20 protein-coding genes and 1 pseudogene are annotated in these 23,394 nt (G+C 60.1%); 11 read left to right on the forward strand and 10 right to left on the reverse strand.

Annotated features, from left to right (window positions below; all coding sequences use genetic code 11):
• The coding region (locus tag WBV42_RS13915) for a citrate/2-methylcitrate synthase (RefSeq protein WP_423986557.1) at positions 1-800 on the forward strand (800 nt) is incomplete at its 5' end.
• Between the two features lie 211 nt (positions 801-1,011).
• Here WBV42_RS13915 and WBV42_RS13920 read toward each other — a convergent pair.
• A complete protein-coding gene (locus WBV42_RS13920) occupies positions 1,012-1,683 on the reverse strand; it encodes an alpha/beta hydrolase (RefSeq protein ID WP_423986558.1) in 672 nt (223 codons plus the stop codon).
• Positions 1,684-1,804: 121 nt separating this feature from the next.
• On the opposite strand from WBV42_RS13920, the gene WBV42_RS13925 reads away from it, so the two are divergent.
• The gene (locus WBV42_RS13925; RefSeq protein WP_423986559.1) at positions 1,805-2,182 is read left to right on the forward strand and encodes a gamma-glutamylcyclotransferase family protein; all 378 of its coding nucleotides are present in this window, start codon (positions 1,805-1,807) and stop codon (positions 2,180-2,182) included.
• Between the two features lie 239 nt (positions 2,183-2,421).
• Here WBV42_RS13925 and WBV42_RS13930 read toward each other — a convergent pair whose 3' ends face one another.
• Both WBV42_RS13930 and WBV42_RS13935 read right to left on the reverse strand, forming a co-directional pair.
• Positions 2,422-3,771, reverse strand: coding sequence for an MATE family efflux transporter (locus WBV42_RS13930; RefSeq protein WP_423986560.1), 1,350 nt, complete (start codon positions 3,769-3,771; stop codon positions 2,422-2,424).
• A gap of 151 nt (positions 3,772-3,922) precedes the next feature.
• Positions 3,923-4,249 (reverse strand): DUF378 domain-containing protein, encoded by a 327-nt coding sequence (locus tag WBV42_RS13935; RefSeq protein ID WP_066139794.1) that lies wholly within the window; start codon positions 4,247-4,249, stop codon positions 3,923-3,925.
• A gap of 177 nt (positions 4,250-4,426) precedes the next feature.
• Here WBV42_RS13935 and lipA point away from each other — a divergent pair, with 177 nt between their 5' ends.
• The 4 genes from lipA (at position 4,427) to WBV42_RS13955 (ending at position 9,343) form a co-directional block, all read left to right on the forward strand.
• On the forward strand, positions 4,427-5,365 hold the full coding sequence (gene lipA, locus WBV42_RS13940) for a lipoyl synthase (protein WP_066139791.1): 939 nt from the start codon (positions 4,427-4,429) through the stop codon (positions 5,363-5,365).
• A 347-nt stretch (positions 5,366-5,712) separates the two neighbouring features.
• Positions 5,713-6,834 (forward strand): pyruvate dehydrogenase (acetyl-transferring) E1 component subunit alpha, encoded by a 1,122-nt coding sequence (gene pdhA, locus WBV42_RS13945; protein ID WP_423986561.1) that lies wholly within the window; start codon positions 5,713-5,715, stop codon positions 6,832-6,834.
• Positions 6,835-6,837: 3 nt separating this feature from the next.
• On the forward strand, positions 6,838-7,833 hold the full coding sequence (locus WBV42_RS13950; protein ID WP_066139787.1) for an alpha-ketoacid dehydrogenase subunit beta: 996 nt from the start codon (positions 6,838-6,840) through the stop codon (positions 7,831-7,833).
• Between the two features lies 1 nt (position 7,834).
• Positions 7,835-9,343: a 2-oxo acid dehydrogenase subunit E2 gene (locus tag WBV42_RS13955; RefSeq protein ID WP_423986562.1), complete on the forward strand. Its 1,509-nt coding sequence runs from the start codon at positions 7,835-7,837 to the stop codon at positions 9,341-9,343.
• Between the two features lie 43 nt (positions 9,344-9,386).
• Here WBV42_RS13955 and WBV42_RS13960 read toward each other — a convergent pair whose 3' ends face one another.
• A complete protein-coding gene (locus tag WBV42_RS13960; protein ID WP_423986563.1) occupies positions 9,387-9,743 on the reverse strand; it encodes a hypothetical protein in 357 nt (118 codons plus the stop codon).
• Between the two features lie 140 nt (positions 9,744-9,883).
• Here WBV42_RS13960 and lpdA point away from each other — a divergent pair, with 140 nt between their 5' ends.
• On the forward strand, positions 9,884-11,308 hold the full coding sequence (gene lpdA, locus WBV42_RS13965; RefSeq protein ID WP_423986564.1) for a dihydrolipoyl dehydrogenase: 1,425 nt from the start codon (positions 9,884-9,886) through the stop codon (positions 11,306-11,308).
• Positions 11,309-11,402: 94 nt separating this feature from the next.
• Here the strand turns inward: lpdA and WBV42_RS13970 are convergent, their stop codons facing one another.
• Both WBV42_RS13970 and WBV42_RS13975 read right to left on the reverse strand, forming a co-directional pair.
• Positions 11,403-12,323: a DUF7282 domain-containing protein gene (locus WBV42_RS13970; protein ID WP_423986565.1), complete on the reverse strand. Its 921-nt coding sequence runs from the start codon at positions 12,321-12,323 to the stop codon at positions 11,403-11,405.
• Between the two features lie 274 nt (positions 12,324-12,597).
• Positions 12,598-14,109 (reverse strand): annotated as a pseudogene (locus tag WBV42_RS13975) (DNA-directed DNA polymerase II small subunit).
• Between the two features lie 83 nt (positions 14,110-14,192).
• On the opposite strand from WBV42_RS13975, the gene WBV42_RS13980 reads away from it, so the two are divergent.
• Positions 14,193-14,984 carry a S26 family signal peptidase gene (locus tag WBV42_RS13980; protein WP_423986566.1) on the forward strand — a complete coding sequence of 264 codons (792 nt, stop codon included), beginning with the start codon at positions 14,193-14,195 and terminating at the stop codon, positions 14,982-14,984.
• Positions 14,985-15,037: 53 nt separating this feature from the next.
• Positions 15,038-15,253, forward strand: a complete 216-nt coding sequence (locus WBV42_RS13985; RefSeq protein WP_423986567.1) for a DUF7569 family protein — start codon at positions 15,038-15,040, stop codon at positions 15,251-15,253.
• A 248-nt stretch (positions 15,254-15,501) separates the two neighbouring features.
• On the opposite strand, the gene WBV42_RS13990 is transcribed toward WBV42_RS13985, so the two are convergent.
• Both WBV42_RS13990 and WBV42_RS13995 read right to left on the reverse strand, forming a co-directional pair.
• The gene (locus WBV42_RS13990) at positions 15,502-17,553 is read right to left on the reverse strand and encodes a S9 family peptidase (protein WP_423986568.1); all 2,052 of its coding nucleotides are present in this window, start codon (positions 17,551-17,553) and stop codon (positions 15,502-15,504) included.
• Positions 17,554-17,906: 353 nt separating this feature from the next.
• Positions 17,907-18,629, reverse strand: a complete 723-nt coding sequence (locus WBV42_RS13995; protein ID WP_423986569.1) for a DedA family protein — start codon at positions 18,627-18,629, stop codon at positions 17,907-17,909.
• An 88-nt stretch (positions 18,630-18,717) separates the two neighbouring features.
• On the opposite strand from WBV42_RS13995, the gene hemB reads away from it, so the two are divergent.
• Together hemB and WBV42_RS14005 are read left to right on the forward strand one after the other, a co-directional pair.
• Positions 18,718-19,701 (forward strand): porphobilinogen synthase, encoded by a 984-nt coding sequence (hemB, locus tag WBV42_RS14000; protein ID WP_423986570.1) that lies wholly within the window; start codon positions 18,718-18,720, stop codon positions 19,699-19,701.
• A gap of 381 nt (positions 19,702-20,082) precedes the next feature.
• Positions 20,083-21,762 carry an ammonium transporter gene (locus tag WBV42_RS14005; RefSeq protein WP_423986571.1) on the forward strand — a complete coding sequence of 560 codons (1,680 nt, stop codon included), beginning with the start codon at positions 20,083-20,085 and terminating at the stop codon, positions 21,760-21,762.
• Positions 21,763-21,913: 151 nt separating this feature from the next.
• On the opposite strand, the gene WBV42_RS14010 is transcribed toward WBV42_RS14005, so the two are convergent.
• Entirely contained in the window at positions 21,914-22,690 is a 777-nt protein-coding gene (locus tag WBV42_RS14010) for a DUF7089 family protein (protein ID WP_423986572.1), read from the reverse strand.
• 370 nt (positions 22,691-23,060) lie between these two features.
• On the reverse strand, positions 23,061-23,228 hold the full coding sequence (locus tag WBV42_RS14015) for a hypothetical protein (RefSeq protein ID WP_423986573.1): 168 nt from the start codon (positions 23,226-23,228) through the stop codon (positions 23,061-23,063).
• Positions 23,229-23,394 lie beyond the last annotated feature (166 nt).

The following is a 23,394-nucleotide window of genomic DNA, read 5'->3' on the forward strand; positions in this document are numbered from 1 at the left end:
AAAGCGACCCGGCAGACCGCGAGGCGAACCTCCGGAAGGGTCGTCGCATCACCGCGAAAGTCCCGACCATCCTCGCGGCGTTCACGCGCATCCGAAACGGGGACGAACCGGTCGAACCCCGGACCGACCTCGGGCACGCGGCGAACTTCCTCTACATGCTCAACGACGAGGAGCCTGACGACGTGCTCGCGGACGTGTTCGACCAAGCGCTCGTGCTCCACGCGGACCACGGCCTGAACGCCTCGACGTTCTCGGCGATGGTCACGGCGAGCACGCTCGCGGACCTACACAGCGCCGTGACGAGCGCAATCGGAACGCTCTCCGGTTCGCTTCACGGCGGCGCGAACGCCAACGTCATGCGGATGCTGAAGGAGGTCGACGACAGCGACCGGGACGCCACCGAGTGGATCGACAACGCACTCGACGAGGGACGACGCGTCGCTGGCTTCGGCCACCGCGTCTACAACGTGAAGGACCCCCGCGCGAAAATCCTCAGCGAGCAGAGCGAGGAACTCGGCGAGGCCGCAGGCGACACGAAATGGTACGAGATGTCCGTCGCCATCGAGGAGTACATAAAAGAGGAGAAGGGCCTCGCGCCGAACGTGGACTTCTACTCGGCATCGACGTACTACCAGATGGGAATCCCCATCGACATCTACACGCCCATCTTCGCGCTCTCGCGTGTCGGTGGCTGGATCGCACACGTGCTGGAGCAGTACGACGACAACCGCCTCATCCGCCCACGTGCGAAGTACACCGGCGACAAGGACCTCGAATTCGTCCCCATCGACGAGCGATAAGACGGATCGACGATCGCTGACGACGCGCAGACATCACGCAGATATCGCGCCGGTTACCGATTTGCGGATACCTTTTCGGGATGGATGACTTCGATCAGTAACCACAGTGGTCGTCGCTCGGACGGCGAACCGTCAATGAGCGGTCGACGGTCACAGTGGTTACTTCCGAAGCAAGCGGTCTATACGGTATGGACGGTATCGTCGAGAACGGTTAATCGTCGAGAAGACTGTTGAGCATCCGGTCGACATGGGCGACTTCTTCCTGGACGACGCCGTGTCCCATCCCATCGAAAATGCGCTCGGTAACGGAACCGTCCAATCCCGTCAGTACCTCCTCGGTTTCGTGAACACGCTCCACGGGGATATGTGAATCGCGGTCGCCACAGCCGAGGTAGACGAGAGTGCCATCGAGCGAGCCTTCATACTCGCGTGGTGTGCCTTCCGGTCCGATGAGTCCACCGCTGAACGCTGCGACGCCACCGTACTCGCGTGCGTTCCGCGCGACGAACTCGCTCGCCAAACAAGCGCCCTGTGAGAACCCGAGTAAGAACGTCCGGTCCGACGGTATCCCGGCGGATTCGACGTCGGAAGCTATCGTTCCGAGGAGTTCCAACGCAGACGAGAGATGTGGTTGGTTCGATTCGAGCGGTGCGAGAAACGACTGCGGATACCACGTGTTGTGGGCCGCTTGTGGCGCGATGAACGCGACTTCGTCGTACTCGAACTCGTTCGCGAGTTCGAGAATACTTCGAGCGGTTGCACCCCGACCGTGGACCAGCACCATCGCCGCCGTTGCATCGGGAAGCGGCGCACCCGAGGTGACGACGGGTTGCCCCGCGTGCGGGCCATCGATACCGGTCGTATCGAAATTCGAGTCGGTCATATGGGATGACTATTGTTCTCAATCGTCCTACCACTTTCCCTTTTTCCGATTTCGGTAGTAACCATCGTGAACGGCGGAGCTAGCCAGCAGGACTAACTCACGATTCTCCGTGGACCACCTCATGAGGGTATTCGTCTATGGGACGTTGACCGACCCTGACCGTGCCGGGGCCGTGGTCGAGCAGTTCGAATTCGTCGGAGAGGCCACACTCGTCGGGTTACATCGTGTCGAAGGGCGCTATCCGACGCTCGTCCCGGGTGGCGAGACGGAGGGGCGGTTGCTAGAGACGAGCGACATCCACGCCTTGGATAACTACGAGGGAGTGTCGCACGGTCTCTACTGTCGGGTTCAGGTTCAGGACGGAATCAACGTGTACGTGGGTGACCCGGCGAAACTCAACGTCGAAGAGCCGATTTCGTGGCCGGGGAATGATGCGTTCGAAAGCCGAGTTCGGCGGTTCATAGAGGAGCAAAATGTCCACGTGCGAACGACCAAATGATTTATGTACGACGACCGTCAGACGTCGGTGTCTGCCAATCGTCAGACAACGGGATCTCCTCGCTGCTTGCTACCGATTTCACTTTCACCCTGCCCACCGTGTCTTTAAGTAGTCTGGGTGGTTCTTTTCGAACGCGGTTACACGCTCCGCGCTCCCATTCTTTCCCCTTTCAACCGGCGAGTGATGACGATACAATGACATGGGTGTCATCACTATAAAAACAGCGTAAAACGAACGTCTCAATCGTCTACGGTACCGCTGATGTCCCGCACTGCGCGCTGGGTCATACCGTCGGTTGTGCGGTAGTAGTAGTACGCACCGAATCCAACCGCGGCAACACAGTTCGAGATGGTGACGGCCCAGAAGACAGCATGTACGTCGTAGTGAAGCCAGAAAACACCGATAGCAGCGATCGGGAGACGAATCACCCAGTATTTGATCATATCGGCGATCATCGTCGTTTTGGTCTCGCGGATACCGTTGAACCCGGCACTGAAGAGATTCATCGCGCCGATTGCCCAGTAGCCGAAGACGAGGATTCGAAGGTAATCGACCGTGAGCTGGTATGCAGCCGGGGAGATATCGGGGACGAACAAGTTCGTCAGAAGACCGGGTATAAACCATTGAATCACACCAATTATCGAAAGACCGACCACGGAGACGGCGACGCCGACCCAAGTCGTCCTGTTCGCGCGCATGGGATTCTCGGCGCCAATGTTTTGTCCGATGATGCTCTGAGCAGCTCGTTTGAAGCTACCCGCCGGGATGAACGCGATGCTGGAAATGGTCGCACCGATGGTGTATGCGGAGACGGCCGCAGGACCACCGACGGCTGTGACGACACCGATAATGAGAACACGAACGGCCTGTCCAGCGGCCTGCTGACCGAACATGGGGATGCCGATATCCAATAACTCCCGGTACTTTTCCACTCGAACGACCATCGATTCCCGTGTGAGCGTGTACCCGTTCCGGCCACGGATCATCATGCCAAGTCCCAAGAGAAACGAACAACCGTATCCGATGGCCGAAGCCAACGCAGCGCCGGCGATGTTCCATCCATGGAAGTTCGGGATACCGGTACCGAAGATAAGAATCGGGTCGAGAATCACGTTGACGACGACTGCCATGGCGTTGATATAAAGCGCAGCGCGTGAGTCACCCCACCCGATAAACCCCGCCTCGATGGAGTCGCTCATCCCGATAAACGAAAAACCGAGCGAGAAAACGAGAAGATACGTGAAGGCTTGCGACGCGACGTCGGGTTCGGCACCGAACAGATCGATAAAACTTCTACCGAATACGAATACGAGAGCGGTAAGGGAGATACCAAAGGCCAGTCCGAGTGATATGCCATGAAACGCTGCCCTTCTGGCGAGCGATTGTTCGTCCGCTCCGACATGCTGGGAGACGAGAACCTGTGTTCCAACGAATGAGATCATGAAAACCGAAAACAGAAGCGACGTCAGGGGGAAATTTATCCCGACAGCGGCAACTGAATTTTCGCCGAGTCGACCAAGCCAAAAAATGTCGGCGATCTGTTGAACGACTTGGACGAGACTCTGCATAATGAGCGGTGCAGAGAGCAAGAGAAGGGACCGTACCAGAGATCCCTCAGTTATTTCCTCCCGTGAAACATTTAGCATGGTTTATCTCGTTATATGAGTTATAAAATCTTGATAGTATTTATAGATATTGCAGCAAAAGGATATAAAAGAAGAACGCGGAGAGCCGAAATCGTTACTCGGTTTGTTGTGGTTCCGTCTGCTGTGCTGTTTGCTGTCGTGCCCGTCTGTTCGCACGACCGATTTTATAACTGGTGTAGATGAAGTACAGTCCCGCGAGACCGACGACGACGTAGATGAGGTCCGCAACGATTTGAGCGACGTTGGGTAAGAACAATAGCCCCATCACCCAACGGACGACGTTGATTCGTGCGCCCGTCAACCCGGTGATTCCGAGGATTCCCCAATTGAGCGCACCGATGATGACGAGGAGCATACTGAACCAATCCAATCCGTTCGTCCGCATGCCGCCGCTGGACTGTGTGTCGCGATTCGTAGCCATAGCGAAACAACTAGGAAGAGCAAAGACATTGTTATTTGCTACTTGTCACACGGGTGTGCACGGGTATTCGAACGTTTCCATCCCGGAAACGGAGGATAGACGGACACGATAGCCGAATACGCATGGTCCCCGGACGATACCCTATCCTTTTGTCGTGGGGGACCCAACCCGTTGGTAATGAGTGGGCGGCGCAAACCCGACTGGTTGAAGATGCGACCTCCGTCGGGACAGGAGTTCACGGGAATCAAACAAACGCTCCGGGAGCACGATTTGCACACGGTTTGTGAAGAGGCAAACTGCCCGAACCTCGGGGAGTGCTGGAGCGGAAGAGGTAGCGAGGGCGGCGGGACGGCCACCTTCATGCTGATGGGTCACAAGTGCACCCGCAGTTGTGGCTTCTGCGACGTCGACACCGGGGGCGGTGAACCGCTCGACCCGAACGAACCGGCAAACGTGGCGAGCGCCATCGCGGAAATCGGTCTCGATTACGTGGTGCTCACGTCCGTCGACCGCGACGACCTCGAAGGACAGGGTGCCGAACACTTCGCACAGACGATTCGGGAGATCAAGAAACGCCATCCCGGAATCCTCGTGGAAGTGCTGATCCCGGACTTTCAAGGCGAAGAGGAACTCGTTCGGAAGATAATCGACGCGGACCCCGACGTGATCGCGCACAACGTCGAAACCGTAGAACGCCTGCAAGGGCACGTCCGCGACCCGCGAGCGGGGTACGAACAGAGTCTCGGCGTGCTCGAACAGGTCACGCGCGAGTCGGATATCTACACGAAGACGAGCCTGATGTTGGGTCTCGGCGAGTACGACCACGAGGTGTATCAGGCGCTTTCGGACCTACGGGAGACGGACGTCGACATCGTCACGCTCGGTCAGTATCTCCAACCATCACGGATGCACCTCGACGTCGAGGAGTACGTACATCCTGCGAAATACAGAACTTGGCAGGAGGTCGCCGAGGAGGAACTGGAATTCCTCTACTGTGCGAGCGGCCCGATGGTTCGGTCGTCGTACAAGGCGGGCGAACTGTTCGTGGATGCGATTCTCCGGGATGGAAAGAGTGTGGAGCAGGCGAGGAGGGAGGCCCGGAGGGCCTCCGTATAGTGAGCGGTGTAACCGCGAACCGCGAGGCTCGACGAGCCTCGGTATGACGAGCGGGGGAGGAACGACCCGCAAAGAGGTACCCGGGGATTCGCTACGAATGGTGGTGGATGAGAAGGGAGATGAGGTACAAAACAGCACATCGACGGACATATCCGTACAGCTGGTAAATTTGGCCGGTACCATAAACGTCCAGCATTCTAGTTTAATTCGGGAGGAAATGGGAAAATGGGAAATTTTACTACACATTGGAGGACAAATCTTCAAAAATAGTGTGTGAAGGAATTCCTATGGGAAGTTAATTACGAAAACCCTATAATGCGTGCGAGAGTTTTTTCGCATATGTCAGGATGGGTTCGATCGTGAGCATCGTACACCAAGACCCCCAGGACCGAGTACAGATACTGGATGAAGACGGCACGGTGCTGGACGGGATGGAGGTGCCGGACCTCTCCGACGAGGAACTGGTGGAAATGTACCGCCAGATGCGCCTCGCCCGTCACTTCGACGAACGAGCGGTGAGCCTCAACCGACAAGGACGGATGGGGACGTACCCGCCGCTCTCGGGGCAGGAAGGCGCACAAATCGCGAGCGTTTCCGCGCTCTCCGACGACGACTGGATGTTTCCGAGTTACCGTGAACACGGTGCGGCACTCGTCCGTGGTCTCTCGCTCAAACAGACCATGCTCTACTGGATGGGCCACGAAGCGGGCAACCGCATCCCGGACGAAGCCAACATCTTCACCGTCGCGGTGCCGATCGCCACGCAAATTCCGCACGCGACCGGCGCGGCGTGGGCCTCGAAGCTCAAAGGTGAAGACAAAGCCTTCCTCTGTTACTTCGGTGACGGCGCGACGAGCGAGGGCGACTTCCACGAAGGGCTAAACTTTGCGGGTGTCTTCGACACCCCATCGGTTTTCTTCTGTAACAACAACCAGTGGGCGATTTCGGTGCCGCGCGAGCGCCAGACCGCGAGCGCGACCATCGCCCAGAAGGCACAGGCCTACGGCTTCGAAGGCGTCCAGGTCGATGGGATGGACCCCCTCGCCGTCTACAAGGTGACGAAGGAAGCCGTCGAGAAGGCCAAGAACCCCAGCGAAGGCGAACAGCGACCGACGCTCATCGAAGCGGTTCAGTATCGTTTCGGTGCCCACACGACCGCCGACGACCCGACCGTCTACCGTGACGACGACAAAGTCGCGGAGTGGAAGAAGAAGGATCCGATCCCGCGGATGGAGAAGTTCCTCCTGAACACGGGTCGATTGGACGAGTCGGACGTCGAGGAAATCGGCGAGGGCGTCAAACAGGACGTTGCCGACGCGATCGACGCGGCCGAGGCCGTCGAACGCCCGGAGGCCGTGGAGATCTTCAACAACGTCTACGCGGAGATGCCACGGCGGCTCCGCGAACAGATGGAATCGTTCGAGCATCTCCGAGAGCAGTACGGAGACGAAACGCTTCTGGAGGAGTAAATTATGAGTCAGGCAACTACCGAATCGGAAAATCTCACGCTCGTGCAGGCAGTCCGCGACGGGCTGTACACTGAAATGAAGCAGGACGAGGACGTCGTCGTGATGGGTGAGGACGTCGGAAAGAACGGCGGCGTGTTCCGCGCCACCGAGGGACTCTACGATGAGTTCGGCGACGACCGCGTCATCGACACGCCGCTCGCGGAGTCCGGCATCGTCGGAACCGCCATCGGAATGGCCGCCTACGGCCTGAAACCCGTCCCGGAACTGCAGTTCTCCGGGTTCATGTACCCGGCATTCGACCAGATCGTCTCGCACGCGGCCCGTCTTCGGACGCGTTCGCGCGGCCGATTCACCTGCCCGATGGTCGTCCGTGCGCCCTACGGTGGCGGTATCCGAGCGCCGGAACACCACTCCGAGTCGATGGAGGCGTTCTACAGCCACCAGCCCGGTCTCAAAGTCGTCATGCCGAGCACCCCGTACGACACGAAGGGGCTGCTCACCTCGGCCATCCGTGACCCGGACCCGGTTATCTTCCTCGAACCGAAGCTCATCTACCGCGCGTTCCGCGACGAAGTCCCGACGGAATCCTACGAGGTTCCGCTGGGTGAGGCCGCAGTACGCCGCGAAGGGACCGACATCTCCGTGTTCACGTGGGGTGCGATGACCCGCCCGACGATGGAAGCCGCGGAGGAGTTGGAGGACGAAATCGATGTGGAAGTCGTCGACCTTCGAACCGTTTCGCCGCTCGACACGGACACCATCGTCGAGTCGTTCAAGAAGACCGGCCGCGCGGCAGTCGTCCACGAGGCACCCAAGACGGGCGGCCTCGCCGGGGAAATCGCGGCGACGATTCAGGAGGAGGCTCTACTCTACCAGGAGGCACCCGTTGAGCGCATCACCGGCTTCGACACGCCGTTCCCGCTGTACAGCCTCGAAGATTACTACCTGCCCGAGCCGACGCGCATCAAGGAAGGCATCCGCGACACGGTGAACTTCTGACATGGTACACGAATTCAAACTGCCCGACGTGGGCGAAGGCGTTGCGGAGGGCGAACTCGTCAGTTGGCAGGTCGAGGAAGGCGACCCCGTTACCGAGGACCAAGTGGTCGCGGAGGTCGAGACGGACAAGGCCATCGTCGAGATTCCCTCGCCCGTCGACGGAACCGTCAACGAGCTACTCGCCGAGGAAGGCGAGGTCGTTCCGGTCGGCAACGTGCTCCTCACGTTCAACGTGGAGGGCGAAGAGGAGGAGGAAGCTCCGAGCGAGACCGAAAGCGAGGAATCCGAGGAGACGACGGAGTCGGCCGAAGAGTCCGAAGTCCCGGAGACCGAAGAGACGGAAACGCCGGACGGTCGCGTCTTCGCGGCACCGAGTGCCCGACGGCTCGCACGCGAACTCGGCGTCGATATCGCGTCGGTCGAAGGAACCGGCCCGAGCGGTCGTGTGAGCGAACACGACGTTCGAGCGGCTGCCGAGGACGAGACGGAATCGGAAACCGAGGAAGAAACGGAATCTGTCGAATCCGAAACGACGACCGAGACCGGAACGACCGGTGGCAGTGCCACAACAACCACGACCACCGCGGCTCCCCCGGCACAGGTCGAATCGGCGGACCGCGAGCGCACGCTGGCCGCACCGGCGACGCGCCGCCTCGCGGACGAGCAGGGCATCGACATTAACGCCGTCCCGTCCACCGAGGAGCGTGACGGACAGGCGTTCGTCACGTCCGAAGCGGTGCGGGAGTACGCCGAGGCACAGCAGCAGGCACAGGCCGCGGACGCCGCCGCAGTCGCGACGGGCGAAACCGGGCCGCGCGAGGAGCGCATTCCGTACCGCGGGATTCGGCGCACCATCGGCAAGCAGATGCAGAAGTCGAAGTTCACCGCGCCCCACGTCACGCACCACGATTCCATCGACGTGACGGAACTGGTCGAGACGCGCGCCGAACTCAAGGATGTCGCCGAGGAGCGCGGCATCAAGCTGACCTACATGCCGTTCATCCTGAAGGCCATCGTGGCCGCGCTGAAGGACTACCCGTACCTCAACGGCGCACTGGACGGGGAGAACGACGAAATCGTCGTCAAGAACTACTACAACATCGGTATCGCCGTTGCGACGGACGACGGCCTGATGGTCCCCGTCCTCAAGGACGTGGACAAGAAGGACATGCTCCAGATCTCCTCGGAGATGAACGAACTCATCGAGAAGGCACGCGACCGCACCATCTCGCGCGAGGAGATGCAGGGCGGCACGTTCACCATCACGAACTTCGGTGCCATCGGCGGCGAGTACGCGACGCCGATCATCAACCACCCCGAGGTCGGTATCCTCGGTCTGGGCGAGTTGAAGAAGCGGCCCGTTGTGGTCAACGACGACGTCGAAGCGCGCTACACGCTCCCGATTTCGATGTCCATCGACCACCGCATCATCGACGGCGCGGTCGTCGCGTCGTTCGCCAACCAACTGCTCGAATACCTGCACAACCCGCGACTGCTCCTGCTGGAGTAGTCGAAACGGGCGCTGTCGGAACTTTTTTCGCAGTTACAGATAGCTACACGGACGTTTCACGACCGCTTTCGAACGCGACTCCGGCGACGAATCCAAACCACGAAAGTCCCAAACCGAGGGCCGCCACGGCGAGGTTCGGTGTCGGTTCGACACCGTCCAGAAGCATGAGACAACCGAAGGTCGATGCGCCGGTAAACGCACCTTGAGTCCAGTTCGGACCGTCGTTCGTTCGAAGCGCCGACCAGTACGGGATTGCCGTCGCCGTCCCGACGGTGTACACGACTGCGATTCCGGCGAACAGAATCGACGATTCGGGTGTCTGTGGTTGGAAGAGAGCGATACCGCCGGTTACGATCGTTCCGACGACGAGACCGATAGCGTAGCGGGAAAGCCGGTTCATAGTATCAGTTGTTGTAAGCGGAGTATAATTTTTACCCGGATTGTCGAACCCGACGTGGAATCGTGGTGATTGCTCACGTTCGTCTACTGCTCGGAGCTAATCCACCTGATTTTTTACCCGGTACCTACTCTAGTCCGATAATGGTCGTCGGAGATATCTCGACTGGAACTGAGGTGCTGGTTATTGGCGCGGGACCGGGCGGTTACGTTGCCGCGATCCGCGCGGGACAACTCGGACTTGACGTAACGCTCGTGGAGAAGGACGCCTACGGCGGTGTCTGCCTGAACTACGGCTGTATCCCGTCGAAGGCCATGATCACGGCGTCCGACTTGGCCTACGACGCCAGTCACGCCGAGGACATGGGCATATACACGAAACTCGACGTGAACTACGGCGAGATGGTCGAGTGGAAGGACGGCGTCGTCTCCCAGTTGACCGGCGGCGTCGAGAAGCTCTGTAAGGCGAACGGCGTCACGCTGATGGAAGGCCGCGCCGAGTTCGCGGACGACGGATCGGTTCGCGTCGTCCACGAGGGCGAAGGACAGGGTTCGGAGACGGTCGAGTTCGAGCACGCGATCATCTCGACCGGCAGTCGTCCGATCGAGATTCCCGGCTTCGAGTTCGACGGCGAACACGTCCTCGACTCGCGGATGGCGCTGGCGATGGACGACGTTCCGGAGAGCATCGTCATCGTCGGCGCGGGCTACATCGGCATGGAACTGGCGGGCGTCCTCGCCAAACTCGGCTCGGACGTCACCGTGGTCGAAATGCTTGACTCGGTGCTTCCGGCGTACGAGGATGACCTCGCACGACCCGTGAAGAAGAAGGCCGACGAACTCGGAATCGACTTCCACTTCGGACAGGCCGCAAAGGAGTGGGAGGAGTCGGGCGACGGTATCACGGTCAGGACCGAAGACGAGGACGGCGAAGTCTCGGAGTTCGGTGCCGAGAAAGTCCTCGTGGCGGTCGGTCGCCGACCCGTGACGGACACGCTCGACCTCGAAAGCGCGGGCATCGAGACGAACGAGATGGGGTTCATCGAGACGGACGACCGCGCGCGAACCGAGAAGGACAACATCTACGCCATCGGCGACGTGGCGGGCGAACCGATGCTCGCCCACAAAGCGAGCAAGGAAGGACAGGTCGCCGCCGAAGTCATCGCCGGTGAACCCTCGGCGCTCGACTATCAGGCCATGCCCGCCGCTGTCTTCACCGACCCCGAAATCGGGACGGTTGGCCTGACGGAAGACGAAGCCGAAGAGCAGGGCTTCGAACCCGTCGTCGGTCGGTTCCCGTTCCAAGCCAGCGGCCGTGCGCTCACGACGGGCCACTCCGACGGCTTCGTCCGCATCATCGCCGACGAACCGAGCGGGTTCGTCCTCGGGGCACAGATCGTCGGACCGGAGGCCTCCGAACTCATCGCCGAACTCGGGATGGCCATCGAGATGGGCGCGACGCTCGAAGACCTCGCCGCGACGATTCACACACACCCGACGCTCTCGGAAGCCGTGATGGAGTGTGCCGAAAACGCGCTCGGTCACGCGATTCACACGCTGAATCGATAAGCGAAGTCGAGACGAACCGTCGGCATCGTCCGAGCGACCGTCAAAAAGCGAGATTATTTTTCCCGGTTACTACGTCAGTGCTCGTGAGCAGTGGTTAGCAGCCGTCAGAGACCGTGATGTCCGCGTCGTCGAGGACGGCCTTGCCGCCCATCGTGTACGGGCCGTCCATCTCCCCTTCCGAGGTGATGAAGTCGTAGGTACCGTTGTCGTTGGTGTCGAGGTGCGGCATGGCGATGAGCGTGGTGTCACCCTCGAGCATATCCATGTCGTAGTCGCCGCCCGGAACCCCTTCGTACAGCGAGATTTCGATGTCCTCGTGCATGCCCGCGTCGAGCGAGTCGGAGACCCCGATGACGCTGTCGAGGACTTTGCCGTCGAGGAGACTGCTGTCGTGGATGGTGACGAATCCACCGTCCGAGAGGGTCGCCTCGTTCACCCAGACGCGCTTGCCGTCGGACTTCTGGTCGCGGAAGCAGACGTCCGCGGTCGGTTTCGTGTCCATCTCGACGGTGACCTTCGCGTCGTCGATGACGGCCTTGTCGTCCTTCGTGTACGGGCCGTCGGTTTTCCCGCCGGACGAGACGAACTCGTACTCGCCGTTGCCGTTCGAATCGACGTGCGGCATGGCGATGAGCGTCCCGTCCTCTTCAAGCATCTTCTCGTCGAAGTCGGCGCCGTCCACGTCGAACAGGTCCACTTCGATGTCGGTGTGCGCCCCGGCGTCGAGTTTATCGGAGACGCCGATGACGCTCTCCAGTGCTTTCCCGTCGAGCAGGCGGTCGTCGTGAATGGCGACGAACCCACCCTCGGGGAGCGTCGCCGATTTGACCGTCACCGACGTTCCACCCGTCGTTTGGTCGTCGAACGTGACCGCCGCCGACGATTTCATCGCGATCGCGGTACTACTGAGTGCAACCGCCGAACCCGCCACGGCGGCACCCGCCAAGAACCGCCGACGTGATATCGCACTCGAATCGCCCGTCCCGCTTACCTTATCCGAATCTGGTGCAGTCATGATTAGCGACGATTACTATTTCCGAAGATGAACAAAAGAACATTTTCGCAAGTCTCACCCAAATTCATCCGACATCTGTTCGTCCCGGGTAGAAGCGGCAAGGGATGGGTTTGGGATCTACGGGTCGGGCAGAACGAGGGAATATCGTCTCGCCGATGACACGGTTATTCAGCGGTCGTTCGACGACCGCTCGAACGTCCGTCGAAGTGTATCGACGTGTGTGAGAATGGACACCATCCCCTCCATTTCGATTGGAAATCGAAGGACGAACGGATCACGCGAACTTCCGAACGGTGACGTCGAGCGTGTCCAAATCCACGATGGGGGCGTATCCCGAGTCGGGATTGATGTTCACGCTCTTCTGGAAGTCTGTTTGGGACTGCCAGCAACCGGAGTTCATGGCGAGCACGTTGTGGTACTTGCCGAAGCCGAGTTTGTGGACGTGGCCGGTGTGGAAGATGTCGGGGACCTCGTCCATGACGAGATAATCCTTGTCCTCGGGTGCGACACGCGTGTGCCCACCGTACTGCGGCGCGACGTGGCGTTTTTTCAGGAGTTGGTACATCGCCTTGTGTGGCTCCTCGTAACTCGCCTTCTCGGCGGGCATCTCGGCGATGACCTCGTCCAGCGAGACGCCGTGGTACATCAGCACCGAGACGCCATCGATGGTCACCGTCGATGGATTGCTCGTGATACGCGCGTCGTGAACGTCCATGATGGAGCGGAGTTCGTCGTCGAATCACGGTTGTGGTTCGGCGAGGCGAACCGCGTCGTGGTTGCCGGGAATCATGATGATTTCGAGGTCGCCCGGGACTTCTTTCAGATACTCCGAGAACTGTTCGTACTGCTCGAAGATGTCGATGATGTCGAGTTCCTCGTCCTGATTCGGATAGATACCGACGCCTTCGACCATGTCGCCGCAGATGAGCAGGTATTCGACGTGTTCGGCCTCCTCGGAGTGGAGCCAACTCGTGAACCGATGCCACGCATCGGCCATGAACTCCTGACTGCCGACGTGAACGTCGCTGATGAGTGCCGCTTGGACGTGGCGGTCGGCGGTCGATGGCCGATACGTTCGGGGAACGTCCGGGAAGTGAAGCGAATCCACGAACAAGATACCTGCGTCACCCGAGAGGGTTCCTTCGACGGCGATGGTCTCGTCCAAGAGGAGTTCGTTCACGACGCCCGCGAACTCCTTGTCCTTCATGATGAGACACGGGAACGTTCCGTTCGTGTCTTCGAGTTCGACCAACCAGTGACCGCTCGCCGTCGATCGAATGTCGCTTATCATGCCGACGATGGCGGCGTCGCTACCACCGGGCATGCTGGCGACGGCGTTCGTCGGGCGGGCGTTCACCCGACCACGAAGCTTGCCCGAGAGGCGTTGAAAGCGGTCGCGGAACACCGTGACGAAGTCGTCGTATTCGCCGGTTCCCGTACTCGCGCCCGTCATGTCGTTGACGATGTCTACCGACTGCTCAGTGAGAGTTCGTGACATGGACCCCTTCGTTTCGACTGGAGAATCCGTCCCGTTTGCTATCGATTCGATGGACGAAGTTCCACCTGAAGCGGAGGGGTTGGTATCAGTTGACGAGGGGGCATCGAGAACGCTCCGGACGTGTCCGACGGAGAGTTTCAGGGCGTCTTCGGGGGCGGATTCGACTGTACGTTCGACTGCCGCTCCGGGGTCGGGAGCGGACGCGAGAAGCGTGACTGCCTCCAAATCGGCGTTGTACCCGCGGCTCGTGAGTTCCTGAACGATGCGAGCCGGGGTTTCCAGTGGCACATATCTGCAGAGACGCGGATGGGGGAAAAGAGTAGCGAACCAACCCAGAAGGTTGACAATCAGTGAAAGAATAGCATGCCGTAATGAGTCCCCCAGACGAGTCGTCGTCGGACGGTATGCGGGAATTCGGTCCGGACGAATCAGGACCGATGGCGTGGGTTCGCTGGTTCCGTGAAACGGACAACGGGACCGTCGTTTTTCTGCGTGAGATGTTGGAGAGTGCCGCCGTCGTCGTCGCAATCGGCCTCATACTGTTCGCGGTCAGCGGCGTGTGGCCACCGATGGTCGCCGTCGAGAGCGGCAGTATGCAGCCACAAATGTATCGAGGCGACCTGATCTTCATCATGGACCAGCACCGTTTCGCGCCGAGTGCGGCACACGGGAATACGGGCGTCGTCACTTATCAGGAGGGCCAGCAAACGGGCTACAAGAAGTTCAGCGATTACGGGGACGTCATCATCTATAAGAGATTCGGAGAGAGCGATCGGACGCCGGTCATTCACCGTGCCCGCTTCTGGGTGAACAAGAACGAGAACTGGTACGATAAGGCCAACAAGAACTACATCGGCGGTGCGGAAAACTGCGAGGAGCTACGCTACTGTCCCGCACCGCACGCCGGGTTCATCACGAAAGGGGACAACAACGGCGCGTACGACCAAGTGTACAACATCAGCGACCCGGTAGAACCGAGCTGGATTCGTGGTACGGCCGAGTTGAAGATACCGTGGCTAGGACAGATCCGCTTGTTCTTCTCCCAAGCGGCCGTGCCGAACCCGACCGCCTCTCAGCACGACGGGACCAGCTACTCGCCCGCGATGTCGAGCCAGCGCCCCCAGCAGGCGACGAACGCATCACAGTCCGCGGCAGCCGTCTGATTTCCGCCCTATTCCCGCCGATTTTTATATACTCTGAGCAACATTGAGCGTTCATGAGCAACGAGAGCGATCCAGAACCGTGTGATGACTGTGGAGGGCCGTTGCAGGACGCGCTGGCTCGAACAGTTCGATTGACAGTCGACCGCTCACAGATCGACAGCCAGCGCCTCTGCCCCGAATGTTTCGCGGATTGGATAGACCGCTACGAAAACGAGATGAAACCGGGTTCCGATGCCGAGCCGAAGGATTCCGAAATCATCGTGGACTAACCCCTTCTTTTCGTGTCGAAACCGGATGACTGCGGTCGAAAACAACCGCTGTATTTCCTGACGAAGCCGACCACGGAACCGATAGGGAGCGGTCAATAGTCGAAAGAAGATGGCAATATCGCTGGTTATCGGGACAATCGACGGAAGCTGGAACCCCTTCGTTTCCAGTGAAAAATCGACAGCAAGCGTACGATTTTGAGCGTTTTTACCCCCGGACGAAACGCACCACAGTACGACAACGGTTGTCGTTATTCGTCCTCGGTATCCGCCCCGGTTTCTCCGTTCTCGTCCTCGTCTTCCTCGGCGGCGGATAGGCCGTCGTCGCCTCGTTCCAGCGCCTTCGGTGCGTCGCTGTACTCGGAGTAGCCGTCGAACCAGCGCACGATTCGCTCCAGTCGGTCCACGATGTGGCCCGGTTCGCCGCTGCGTGAGAGTTCGTGACCCTCGCGCGGGTAGCGCACGAGGCGCGTCTCCACGTCGTTTTTCTTGAGCAGGAGATACAGCATCTCGGCGTTGTTCACCGGGACGCGGAAGTCGTTGTCGCTGTGGATGAGCAGGGTCGGCGTCGTCACGTTCTCGACGTATGCGGCCGGGGAGCGTTCCCAGAGGAACTCCGGTTCCTCCCACGGCGTCGTCCCGAAGTCCCACTCGATGAGCTTGAAGGCGTCAGTCGAACCGTAGAAACTGCTGAGTTCGTACACGCCGCGCTGGCTCACGGCACCCTTGAACCGATCGGTGTGCCCGACGATCCACGAGGTCATGTAGCCGCCGAAACTGCCGCCGGTGACGAACATCTCGTGTTCGTCGACGTAGTCGCGTTCCGCGACGAGGTCGACCCCGGCCATCACGTCGGTCATCGTCGTGTCGCCCCAGTCGCGTTCGATGGCGGCCATGTGGTCCTCGCCGTAGCCTGTCGAACCGCGCGGGTTCGACCAGAAGACGACGTAGCCCGCGGCGGCGAGCGCCTGGAATTCGTGCCACATCGTTCCGCTGGTGGACCACATCGCGTGCGGGCCGCCGTGAATCTCGACGACCAAGGGGTACTGCTCGTCGGCGTCGAAGTCCGGCGGCGTGAGAAGCCAGCCCTGAATCTCGATGCCCGCTTCGGATTCGAAACTGAGTTCCTCCGGTTGGCTAACCGCGCGGTCGTTCAGGTAGTCAGCGTTCGCGCGGGTGAGACGATGGGTTTCCGCCCCGCCGGGTGTCGAGACGAACAGGTCTCCGGGGTGGTCCCATTCGGATTTCGTGTACGCGAGGGCGTCGGAACCGATCGAGAAGTCGGTGATATGCCCGTCGCCGACGACCCGCTGTGGGTCGTCGCTTCCGTCTCCCGGGACGCGCCAGATCACCTGATCTCCCTGATCCGGAGTGCCGAAGTAGACCAGTTCCTCGTCCGGGTTCCACTGTGGCTCTATCGCGAGCGTTCTGTCCAACGATTCGGTGAGTGTGACCGTCTCGCCGGTGTTCCGATCGAACACCTTGAGTTCGGTCTGTCGGAGCGTCGCGTTATCCTCGGGCGAGAAGGCGTAGGCGATTCGACCGTCTGCCGTCGCGGTCAGTGATGCGCCCCACGCGCTGGTTTGGAAGAGCGTCTCCTCCTCCTCGACGTCAGTGTCGTAGGCGACGATGTCGACGATGATGTTGTCGTCCGGGTCGCCCTCGCGCCGCGCACCGAAGTACAGCGTCGTCTCGTCGCCCCACTCCGGTCCCACGTGGTCGAAGTCACCGTCCGTAACCCGTGCGACGGAAGCGTCGTCCAAATCCGCGAGATAGACGTGACTCCGCTTGCCGTCGAAATAGTTCTCCGCTGCACGGTAGATTTTCCGGTCGATGACGCGGGGGTCGGGCGTTTCCGGTTCGTACTCCCCGCCGTCGAGCGAGATGTCTCGCCCCTCCTCGCGGTCGTCCTCGGTGCTCGACTGGACGAATGCGATTTTCGTCCCGTCGGGCGACCACGCCAACTGCGAGACGCCACCCACCACGTCCGTCACCTGTCGGGCCTCGCCGCCCTCCGTAGGCATCACCCACAGTTGCGGTCGGTCGTCGTCCGCACCACGCGTGCTGACGAACGCGAGTCGGTCGCCGCTCGGACTCCAACGGGGGGTGCTGTCCACGCCCTCGCTGATGGTGAACTGCGTCGGTTCGTCGCCCCCGAGCGGAACGACGTACACCGTCGCCTCGTACTCCTCGTCGTCCTTCGGAACGGAGCGGACGAACGCGACTCGCTCGCCGTCAGGTGAAACTCGTGGATCGTCCACGCTGACGAGGTCGTGATACTCGGTGGCACGTATTGTTTCCATATCCCTCCCTCGAAATCCGGGACGAATATACTTTCGCTTCGAAATACCACAATGGGGAGAAGTTCGTCGGTCACGAAGACGGAACCGTATAGAAAGAAGCGATACTCGACGCTCGACGGGAACGATTTCCGAGAAAGTGCGCCCACGCGGCGCTCGTAGCATGGCACGCGACAAACGGTACGCGGGCGCAGATAAAGATACGCTTTCAGTACTGTTAGGTCTATCGCCATGGTACGACGGGGACGATATCTATTCGAGCCCATTCCACTCGGTGTGTTTTAGAGCGAGTGACAGTTGTCGGGGTTGTGGACAGAAAATGATAATTTAGAGATAGGACGGAGAGGACATGGCCGTCAGATGTACTGGGAGGCGACGTTCATCGCCACCGCGAACGCCTTGGGTCCGAAAATCGCGAGCAGCGATTCGAAACAGAGCGACCCGATGGCGGAGAGGACGATGAAGTCCCGATCCCGCATTTCGCCGAATCCGGCCGGAACAGTCAACATGCCGCGGGTAAACGGGAGCGTGTTGCTCAGTGGAATCGCGACCGGGCCCCAGCGCTGAAACCAGTGGTCGAAGCGGTCGAGCGACGAATCGTCGATCCGGAACCACGGTTTTTCCAGGAGGTACTCGCGGCCGCCGCGTTTTGCGAGGAGGAACAGGGCATACTGACCGATGGTCGAGGCGACGACCGCGACGCCGACGATGAGGACGATCATGCGATAATCGCTAGACGAGCTGGCGAGCACGGCGACGCCGATCGGGACGACGGTTTCGCTCGGGGCGAAGTACAGCATCATCGCTCCTTCCAGGATAAAAATGAAGAACAGGGCGAACAGACCGTACTGGTGGAGCCACCGTTTTGCGAGCGTCTCGTCGCCGAACAGGAAGAGGAGGATTCCGGCGACAGCCGTGAGCGCGACGCCGCCCGCGAGCAGGAAAACGCCATAATCGGCGACGAACGTTCGGAGCGAGCGTGAATCCGTGGTGAACGACATCAGTGCCAAGCCGAAGACGGAAAGGATGAGGAGGGACGGGAAGGTCGTCTCGACCGCGACGAGCGAGGCGATATGCATCAAAACGGATATTGACGGGATGGGCTAAATGCGTTGTGACCCGTTCCCGGAGCGACGCGGTTTTGGGGATTCCGCCGGTAGCATGGATATGGACCTCACCGACCGTCCACGTCGGCTTCGTCGTGACGGAATCCGCGAGTTGGTCAGTGAAACGACCCTCGACGCGAGTGACCTCATCGCGCCCGTGTTCGTCGATGCGACGACGGACGAGCGAGTCGAGATCGAGTCGATGCCCGGACACGAACGCGTGCCGATCGACGAAAGCGTCGCACGAGTACGAGAGGTGCTGGAGACCGGTGTCCGTTCCGTGATGCTGTTCGGTATCCCGGAGTCGAAGGACGAGCGAGGGAGTCGCGCGTGGGCCGAGGACGGCGTCGTGCAGGAAGCGACGCGCCGAATCACGGACGAGACGGACGCGATGGTCATCACCGACGTTTGTCTCTGTGAGTACACCGACCACGGCCACTGTGGAATCGTGGAGGACCACGCCGCCGACGACCCGCGACTCACGGTGAAAAACGACGAAACGCTCGACCTCCTGCAAAAGGTCGCCGTCTCGCACGCGGAGGCGGGCGCGGAGATGGTCGCCCCCAGTAGCATGACGGACGGAATGGTTGGCGCGATTCGCACCGGGTTGGACGATGCGGGCTTTTCGGATGTCCCCATCATGAGCTACGCCGCCAAATATGAGTCGGCGTTTTACGGGCCGTTCCGTGACGCTGCGGACGGTGCTCCCGCGTTCGGGAACCGACGGCACTACCAGATGGACCCGGCCAACGCACGCGAAGCCATGCGCGAAGTCGAACTCGACGTCGAGCAGGGCGCGGATATCCTGATGGTCAAACCCGCACTGCCGTACCTCGACATCGTGCGGGACATTCGAGCGGAATACGACCATCCGGTCGCCGCATACAACGTTTCCGGGGAGTACGCGATGTTGCACGCCGCGAGCGAGAAGGGATGGCTCGACCTTCAGGAGACAGCGTTGGAATCCCTGCTTTCGATCAAACGCGCGGGTGCGGACCTGATTATGACCTACTTCGCGGAGGACATCGCCGACGAACTCGCGTAGCCGAAGACTCCCGAAACCCCTAAAGCCGCGATAGAGAACGTTTTCGGCCGAATAACCCCAAATCTCACGCGCATCGAGCGAGTAGAAGTGAACGGAAACGGTCGGCAAATATTGAATCGTCGTGAAACGTTTGTCCAGAAGTGGAACAACGAGTACCCAATTTCCGACCGTCTTACAACCTTAAATCGATTGTATGCGATAATAAGAGCGACGTTTGTCCAATTGAAGTCCATATAATTCGAATATTTTGACAACCAACGTTATATGGAATACTCCTGCTCTGTTGTACCATGACACAGAACACAGACAGGCAAGAATATTCGATATTCCTGGACAGTCTTCCAGACGATCTCGTCATCATCCCGACAGAGGGTAAGACGGATGAGTGACCTCGAAGTCATCGCACAGGGAATCAACCTCCTCTGGGTGCTCATTGCGACGTTCCTCATCTTCTTCATGCACGCCGGCTTCGCCATGCTGGAAGCCGGTCAGGTCCGCTCGAAAAACGTCGCCAACCAGTTGACGAAAAACCTCCTGACGTGGAGCGTCGGCGTGATGACTTTCTTTCTCGTGGGGGCGGCACTTTCGAGTATCGTCGGTCATCTGACCGGGGCGACCGGAGCGTGGTCGGTCGTCGGTGAGTTCGCCGCCATCCTCGCCCCGACCGACATCAATACGTGGGTCGACTGGCTGTTCGGTGCGGTCTTCGCTATGACCGCCGCGACGATCGTCAGCGGTGCAGTCGCGGGTCGGTGTAAGCTCCGCACGTACGTGGGGTACACCATCCTTCTCGCGGGAGTTTTCTATCCCGTCGTCGTCGGATTCACGTGGGCCGGTGGCTTCCTCTCGTCGCTCGGGTTTCACGACTTCGCGGGAGGGATGATCGTTCACGGGATGGGTGGCCTCGCCGGATTGACCGCCGCGTGGATCATCGGTCCGCGTCTCGGTCGGTTCGATGAGGACGGAACCGCGAACGTCATTCCGGGTCACTCGGTGACGTTCGCGGCCCTCGGAACGCTCATCCTCGCCTTCGGATGGTACGGGTTCAACGTCGGCACCGCTGCGACGGTGTTTTCGGTGAAAAACGGAACGATTTCGCTGGCCGCGTTCGAAACGGTCGGGCGGGTCGCGCTCGTCACGACGCTCGGGATGGGAGCGGGGACGCTCGGCGCGGGAGCGGTATCCCTGATACGCACCGGGAAGGTAGATACCCTCTACGTCGCAAACGGCTTGCTCGCCGGACTCGTCGGTATCACGGCTATCGCCGACGACATCGTGTGGCCGGGTGCGATCGTCGTCGGCCTGCTGGCGGGTGCGCAACTCCCGTTCGTGTTCGAGTTCGTCGAAAAACGGCTCCAAATCGACGACGTCTGTGCGGTGTTCCCGGTACACGGATCGGCTGGTATCCTCGGGACGTTGGTGTATCCGCTCGTCGCAGTCGGGACCTGGCAGAGTTTCAGCCTCGGAGCGGTGCTCTCGGGACTCGCAGTGCAAGCGACCGGCATTGCGGTGATCGGTCTTTGGATCGTCGGAGCGACCGTAGTGGTCTTCGGCGGTGCACGAAAACTCGGTCAGGCGCGTGTCACACCGCACCACGAGAAGGAAGGGTTGGACGCGAGCGAACACGGTGTCGAGACCTATCCCGAGTTCGGTCACGAGGGCACGCACGGCGTCGTTCCCGAAAGCCTGCGCACGGATGGTGGACGACCGAACAGCGGAAAGATAAAGCTCGTGACGGCCATCGTTCGCCCCGACAAGTTGGGAGACGTGAAACGGGGACTCGCCGAAGTCGGTGCCCCGAGCCTCACCGTCACGAACGTCAGCGGGCGGGGGAACCAGCCCGCCAAACTCGGTCAGTGGCGCGGCGAGGAGTACGTCGTTGACTTACACCAAAAGGTGAAGGTAGAGTGCGTGGTCGCCGATATCCCCGCCGAGGAGGTCGCCGAGGCAATTTGTGACGCCGCAACCACCGGCGAACCCGGAGACGGGAAGGTATTCATCCTCCCCGTAGAGGACGCGTATCAAGTTCGGACGGGGAAACAGGGACAGGATGCCGTGTAGAGAGGATAGCGACGAGACCGCTAGTTGAAGAGAAGATAGAGACGGGAGAAAGATAGAGACGGGAGAAAGAGAACGCGAATTGGAATTTTTCGAATGCGATACGGGATAAAATCCCTCGAACCGAAACCACGGGGCAAATCGATCGAATTCGTTACTCCGAATCGAACGTCTTCTCGGCCCATTTCACGGCGAAGGACGCACCGTGTTCGCGATAGGCCTGCGTGTCGAAAACGGCGAACGGAGCGGGTGGTTCGATACCGTGTTTGACGGCGCTACACGCGAACTCGGCGGCATCGGAGAAGTCAGTTCGTCCCATCGCCACCTCGCGGGTGATACCTTCCAGTCGCGGTTCGATTCGCTGGCCCGCGTCCTGCCACGCCTCGAACAAACGGGGGTGGGAGCCGTCCCAATCGGCAAACATCGCCCGCGTGTGCAAACCGACGTACGCATCACAGAGAGCGACGGCGAGTTGGTACGTGCTCGCCGCGTCGAGCGGAACCGTGTCGGCGAATTCGGCGTACTCTTCCTCGAAGAATTCGAGAAAATGCTCGGGCATGTCGAGTCCGACTTCGACCAGCGCCTCCGCGAGTAGGAAATCGATGAACTCCTCGGGTGACCCTTGCACCCGAGCTTTCACGAAGACGACGGGTGGGTCGGTCTGGTGGGTCCACGCCACGCTTCCGTCGCCGGGCATGCCGACCACGAGGTCGTTTCCGGCGAAGCGGCGTAGTAGCTCGGGAGCGTCGTCGGGTAGCCACTCGTCCGGTGCCGAAAACGGGCGCAGTTCGTCCGTCAGGAGCGCGAGGTCGTCCCGCGCCGGAATCGGGAGCGTCTCGAAATCGCGTTCGCAATCCAAGACGAGCGCGTTCGGTGCATACTCCTCCCGCACCGCCGCCACGTCTTGGGGAATGGTACGTTCGCGAAACATCACGCCGCGAGCGCGTATTGTGCGACGAGCACGATCGAGAGTAGTATCGCCAGAAGGACGGTACCGAGGACGATTTTTGTCGGAGTGTTCATACCCGTTTGTTTCCACTCGAACGCTTAAAATCTGGCTACTCGGCGCGGTACCCCTTCATTTCCACTCCAGATCGTCGTCAATCGCGTCGATTTCCGTCTCGGTGTCGAATCCATCTCGGTGTCGAATCCACGAGAAACGAACATGCGGCGAACGAATGAGGTGTGAGAACGGATCGAACGGCCCATCGTTTCGAGTGGAGCGGGAAGGTCGGTATGATGATTGGGGGGGACGGTGTGGCAGTTGCTTTGAAAAAAGAGGTTCGCTGGTTTGGTACGCATTATGTGCCGACTTCGGTGTTTGCAACCGTCGAGGTAACGAGACGGGCGACCCCGGATTCGAGGAGAAGCAGCAGGTTGTAACAGAGCGTCCCCCAGTGTCCGGGGATGAAAAAGCCCCAGTCGGACAGGAATCCCGGATTGAGTGTCGCCAAAATGCCGTAGCTCAACAGCAAGTTGCCCTACGTCGCGACGACGTGGACCATCGTGGCGACGATGAGTTGTTCGTCGTGATCCGAGTTCGGATCGGAAAACAGGTTCTCGAACGTCACGCTCGCCAGGATACCGAACGCGATCAGCGCACCGGCGACGTAACAGAAGATTTCCGGAATTCGC

The organism is Haladaptatus sp. (assembly GCF_049589095.1).
Lineage (GTDB): Archaea > Halobacteriota > Halobacteria > Halobacteriales > Haladaptataceae > Haladaptatus.

Coding starts and splice junctions, on each gene's coding strand:
- WBV42_RS13920 (WP_423986558.1), bottom strand. CDS start 1,683: ATGACCGACTCGAATTTCGATACGACCGGTATCGATGGCCCGCACGCG.
- WBV42_RS13925 (WP_423986559.1), top strand. CDS start 1,805: ATGAGGGTATTCGTCTATGGGACGTTGACCGACCCTGACCGTGCCGGG.
- WBV42_RS13935 (WP_066139794.1), bottom strand. CDS start 4,249: ATGGCTACGAATCGCGACACACAGTCCAGCGGCGGCATGCGGACGAAC.
- lipA (WP_066139791.1), top strand. CDS start 4,427: ATGAGTGGGCGGCGCAAACCCGACTGGTTGAAGATGCGACCTCCGTCG.
- pdhA (WP_423986561.1), top strand. CDS start 5,713: ATGGGTTCGATCGTGAGCATCGTACACCAAGACCCCCAGGACCGAGTA.
- WBV42_RS13950 (WP_066139787.1), top strand. CDS start 6,838: ATGAGTCAGGCAACTACCGAATCGGAAAATCTCACGCTCGTGCAGGCA.
- WBV42_RS13955 (WP_423986562.1), top strand. CDS start 7,835: ATGGTACACGAATTCAAACTGCCCGACGTGGGCGAAGGCGTTGCGGAG.
- WBV42_RS13960 (WP_423986563.1), bottom strand. CDS start 9,743: ATGAACCGGCTTTCCCGCTACGCTATCGGTCTCGTCGTCGGAACGATC.
- lpdA (WP_423986564.1), top strand. CDS start 9,884: ATGGTCGTCGGAGATATCTCGACTGGAACTGAGGTGCTGGTTATTGGC.
- WBV42_RS13970 (WP_423986565.1), bottom strand. CDS start 12,323: ATGACTGCACCAGATTCGGATAAGGTAAGCGGGACGGGCGATTCGAGT.
- WBV42_RS13980 (WP_423986566.1), top strand. CDS start 14,193: ATGAGTCCCCCAGACGAGTCGTCGTCGGACGGTATGCGGGAATTCGGT.
- WBV42_RS13985 (WP_423986567.1), top strand. CDS start 15,038: ATGAGCAACGAGAGCGATCCAGAACCGTGTGATGACTGTGGAGGGCCG.
- WBV42_RS13990 (WP_423986568.1), bottom strand. CDS start 17,553: ATGGAAACAATACGTGCCACCGAGTATCACGACCTCGTCAGCGTGGAC.
- WBV42_RS13995 (WP_423986569.1), bottom strand. CDS start 18,629: ATGCATATCGCCTCGCTCGTCGCGGTCGAGACGACCTTCCCGTCCCTC.
- hemB (WP_423986570.1), top strand. CDS start 18,718: ATGGACCTCACCGACCGTCCACGTCGGCTTCGTCGTGACGGAATCCGC.
- WBV42_RS14005 (WP_423986571.1), top strand. CDS start 20,083: ATGAGTGACCTCGAAGTCATCGCACAGGGAATCAACCTCCTCTGGGTG.
- WBV42_RS14010 (WP_423986572.1), bottom strand. CDS start 22,690: ATGTTTCGCGAACGTACCATTCCCCAAGACGTGGCGGCGGTGCGGGAG.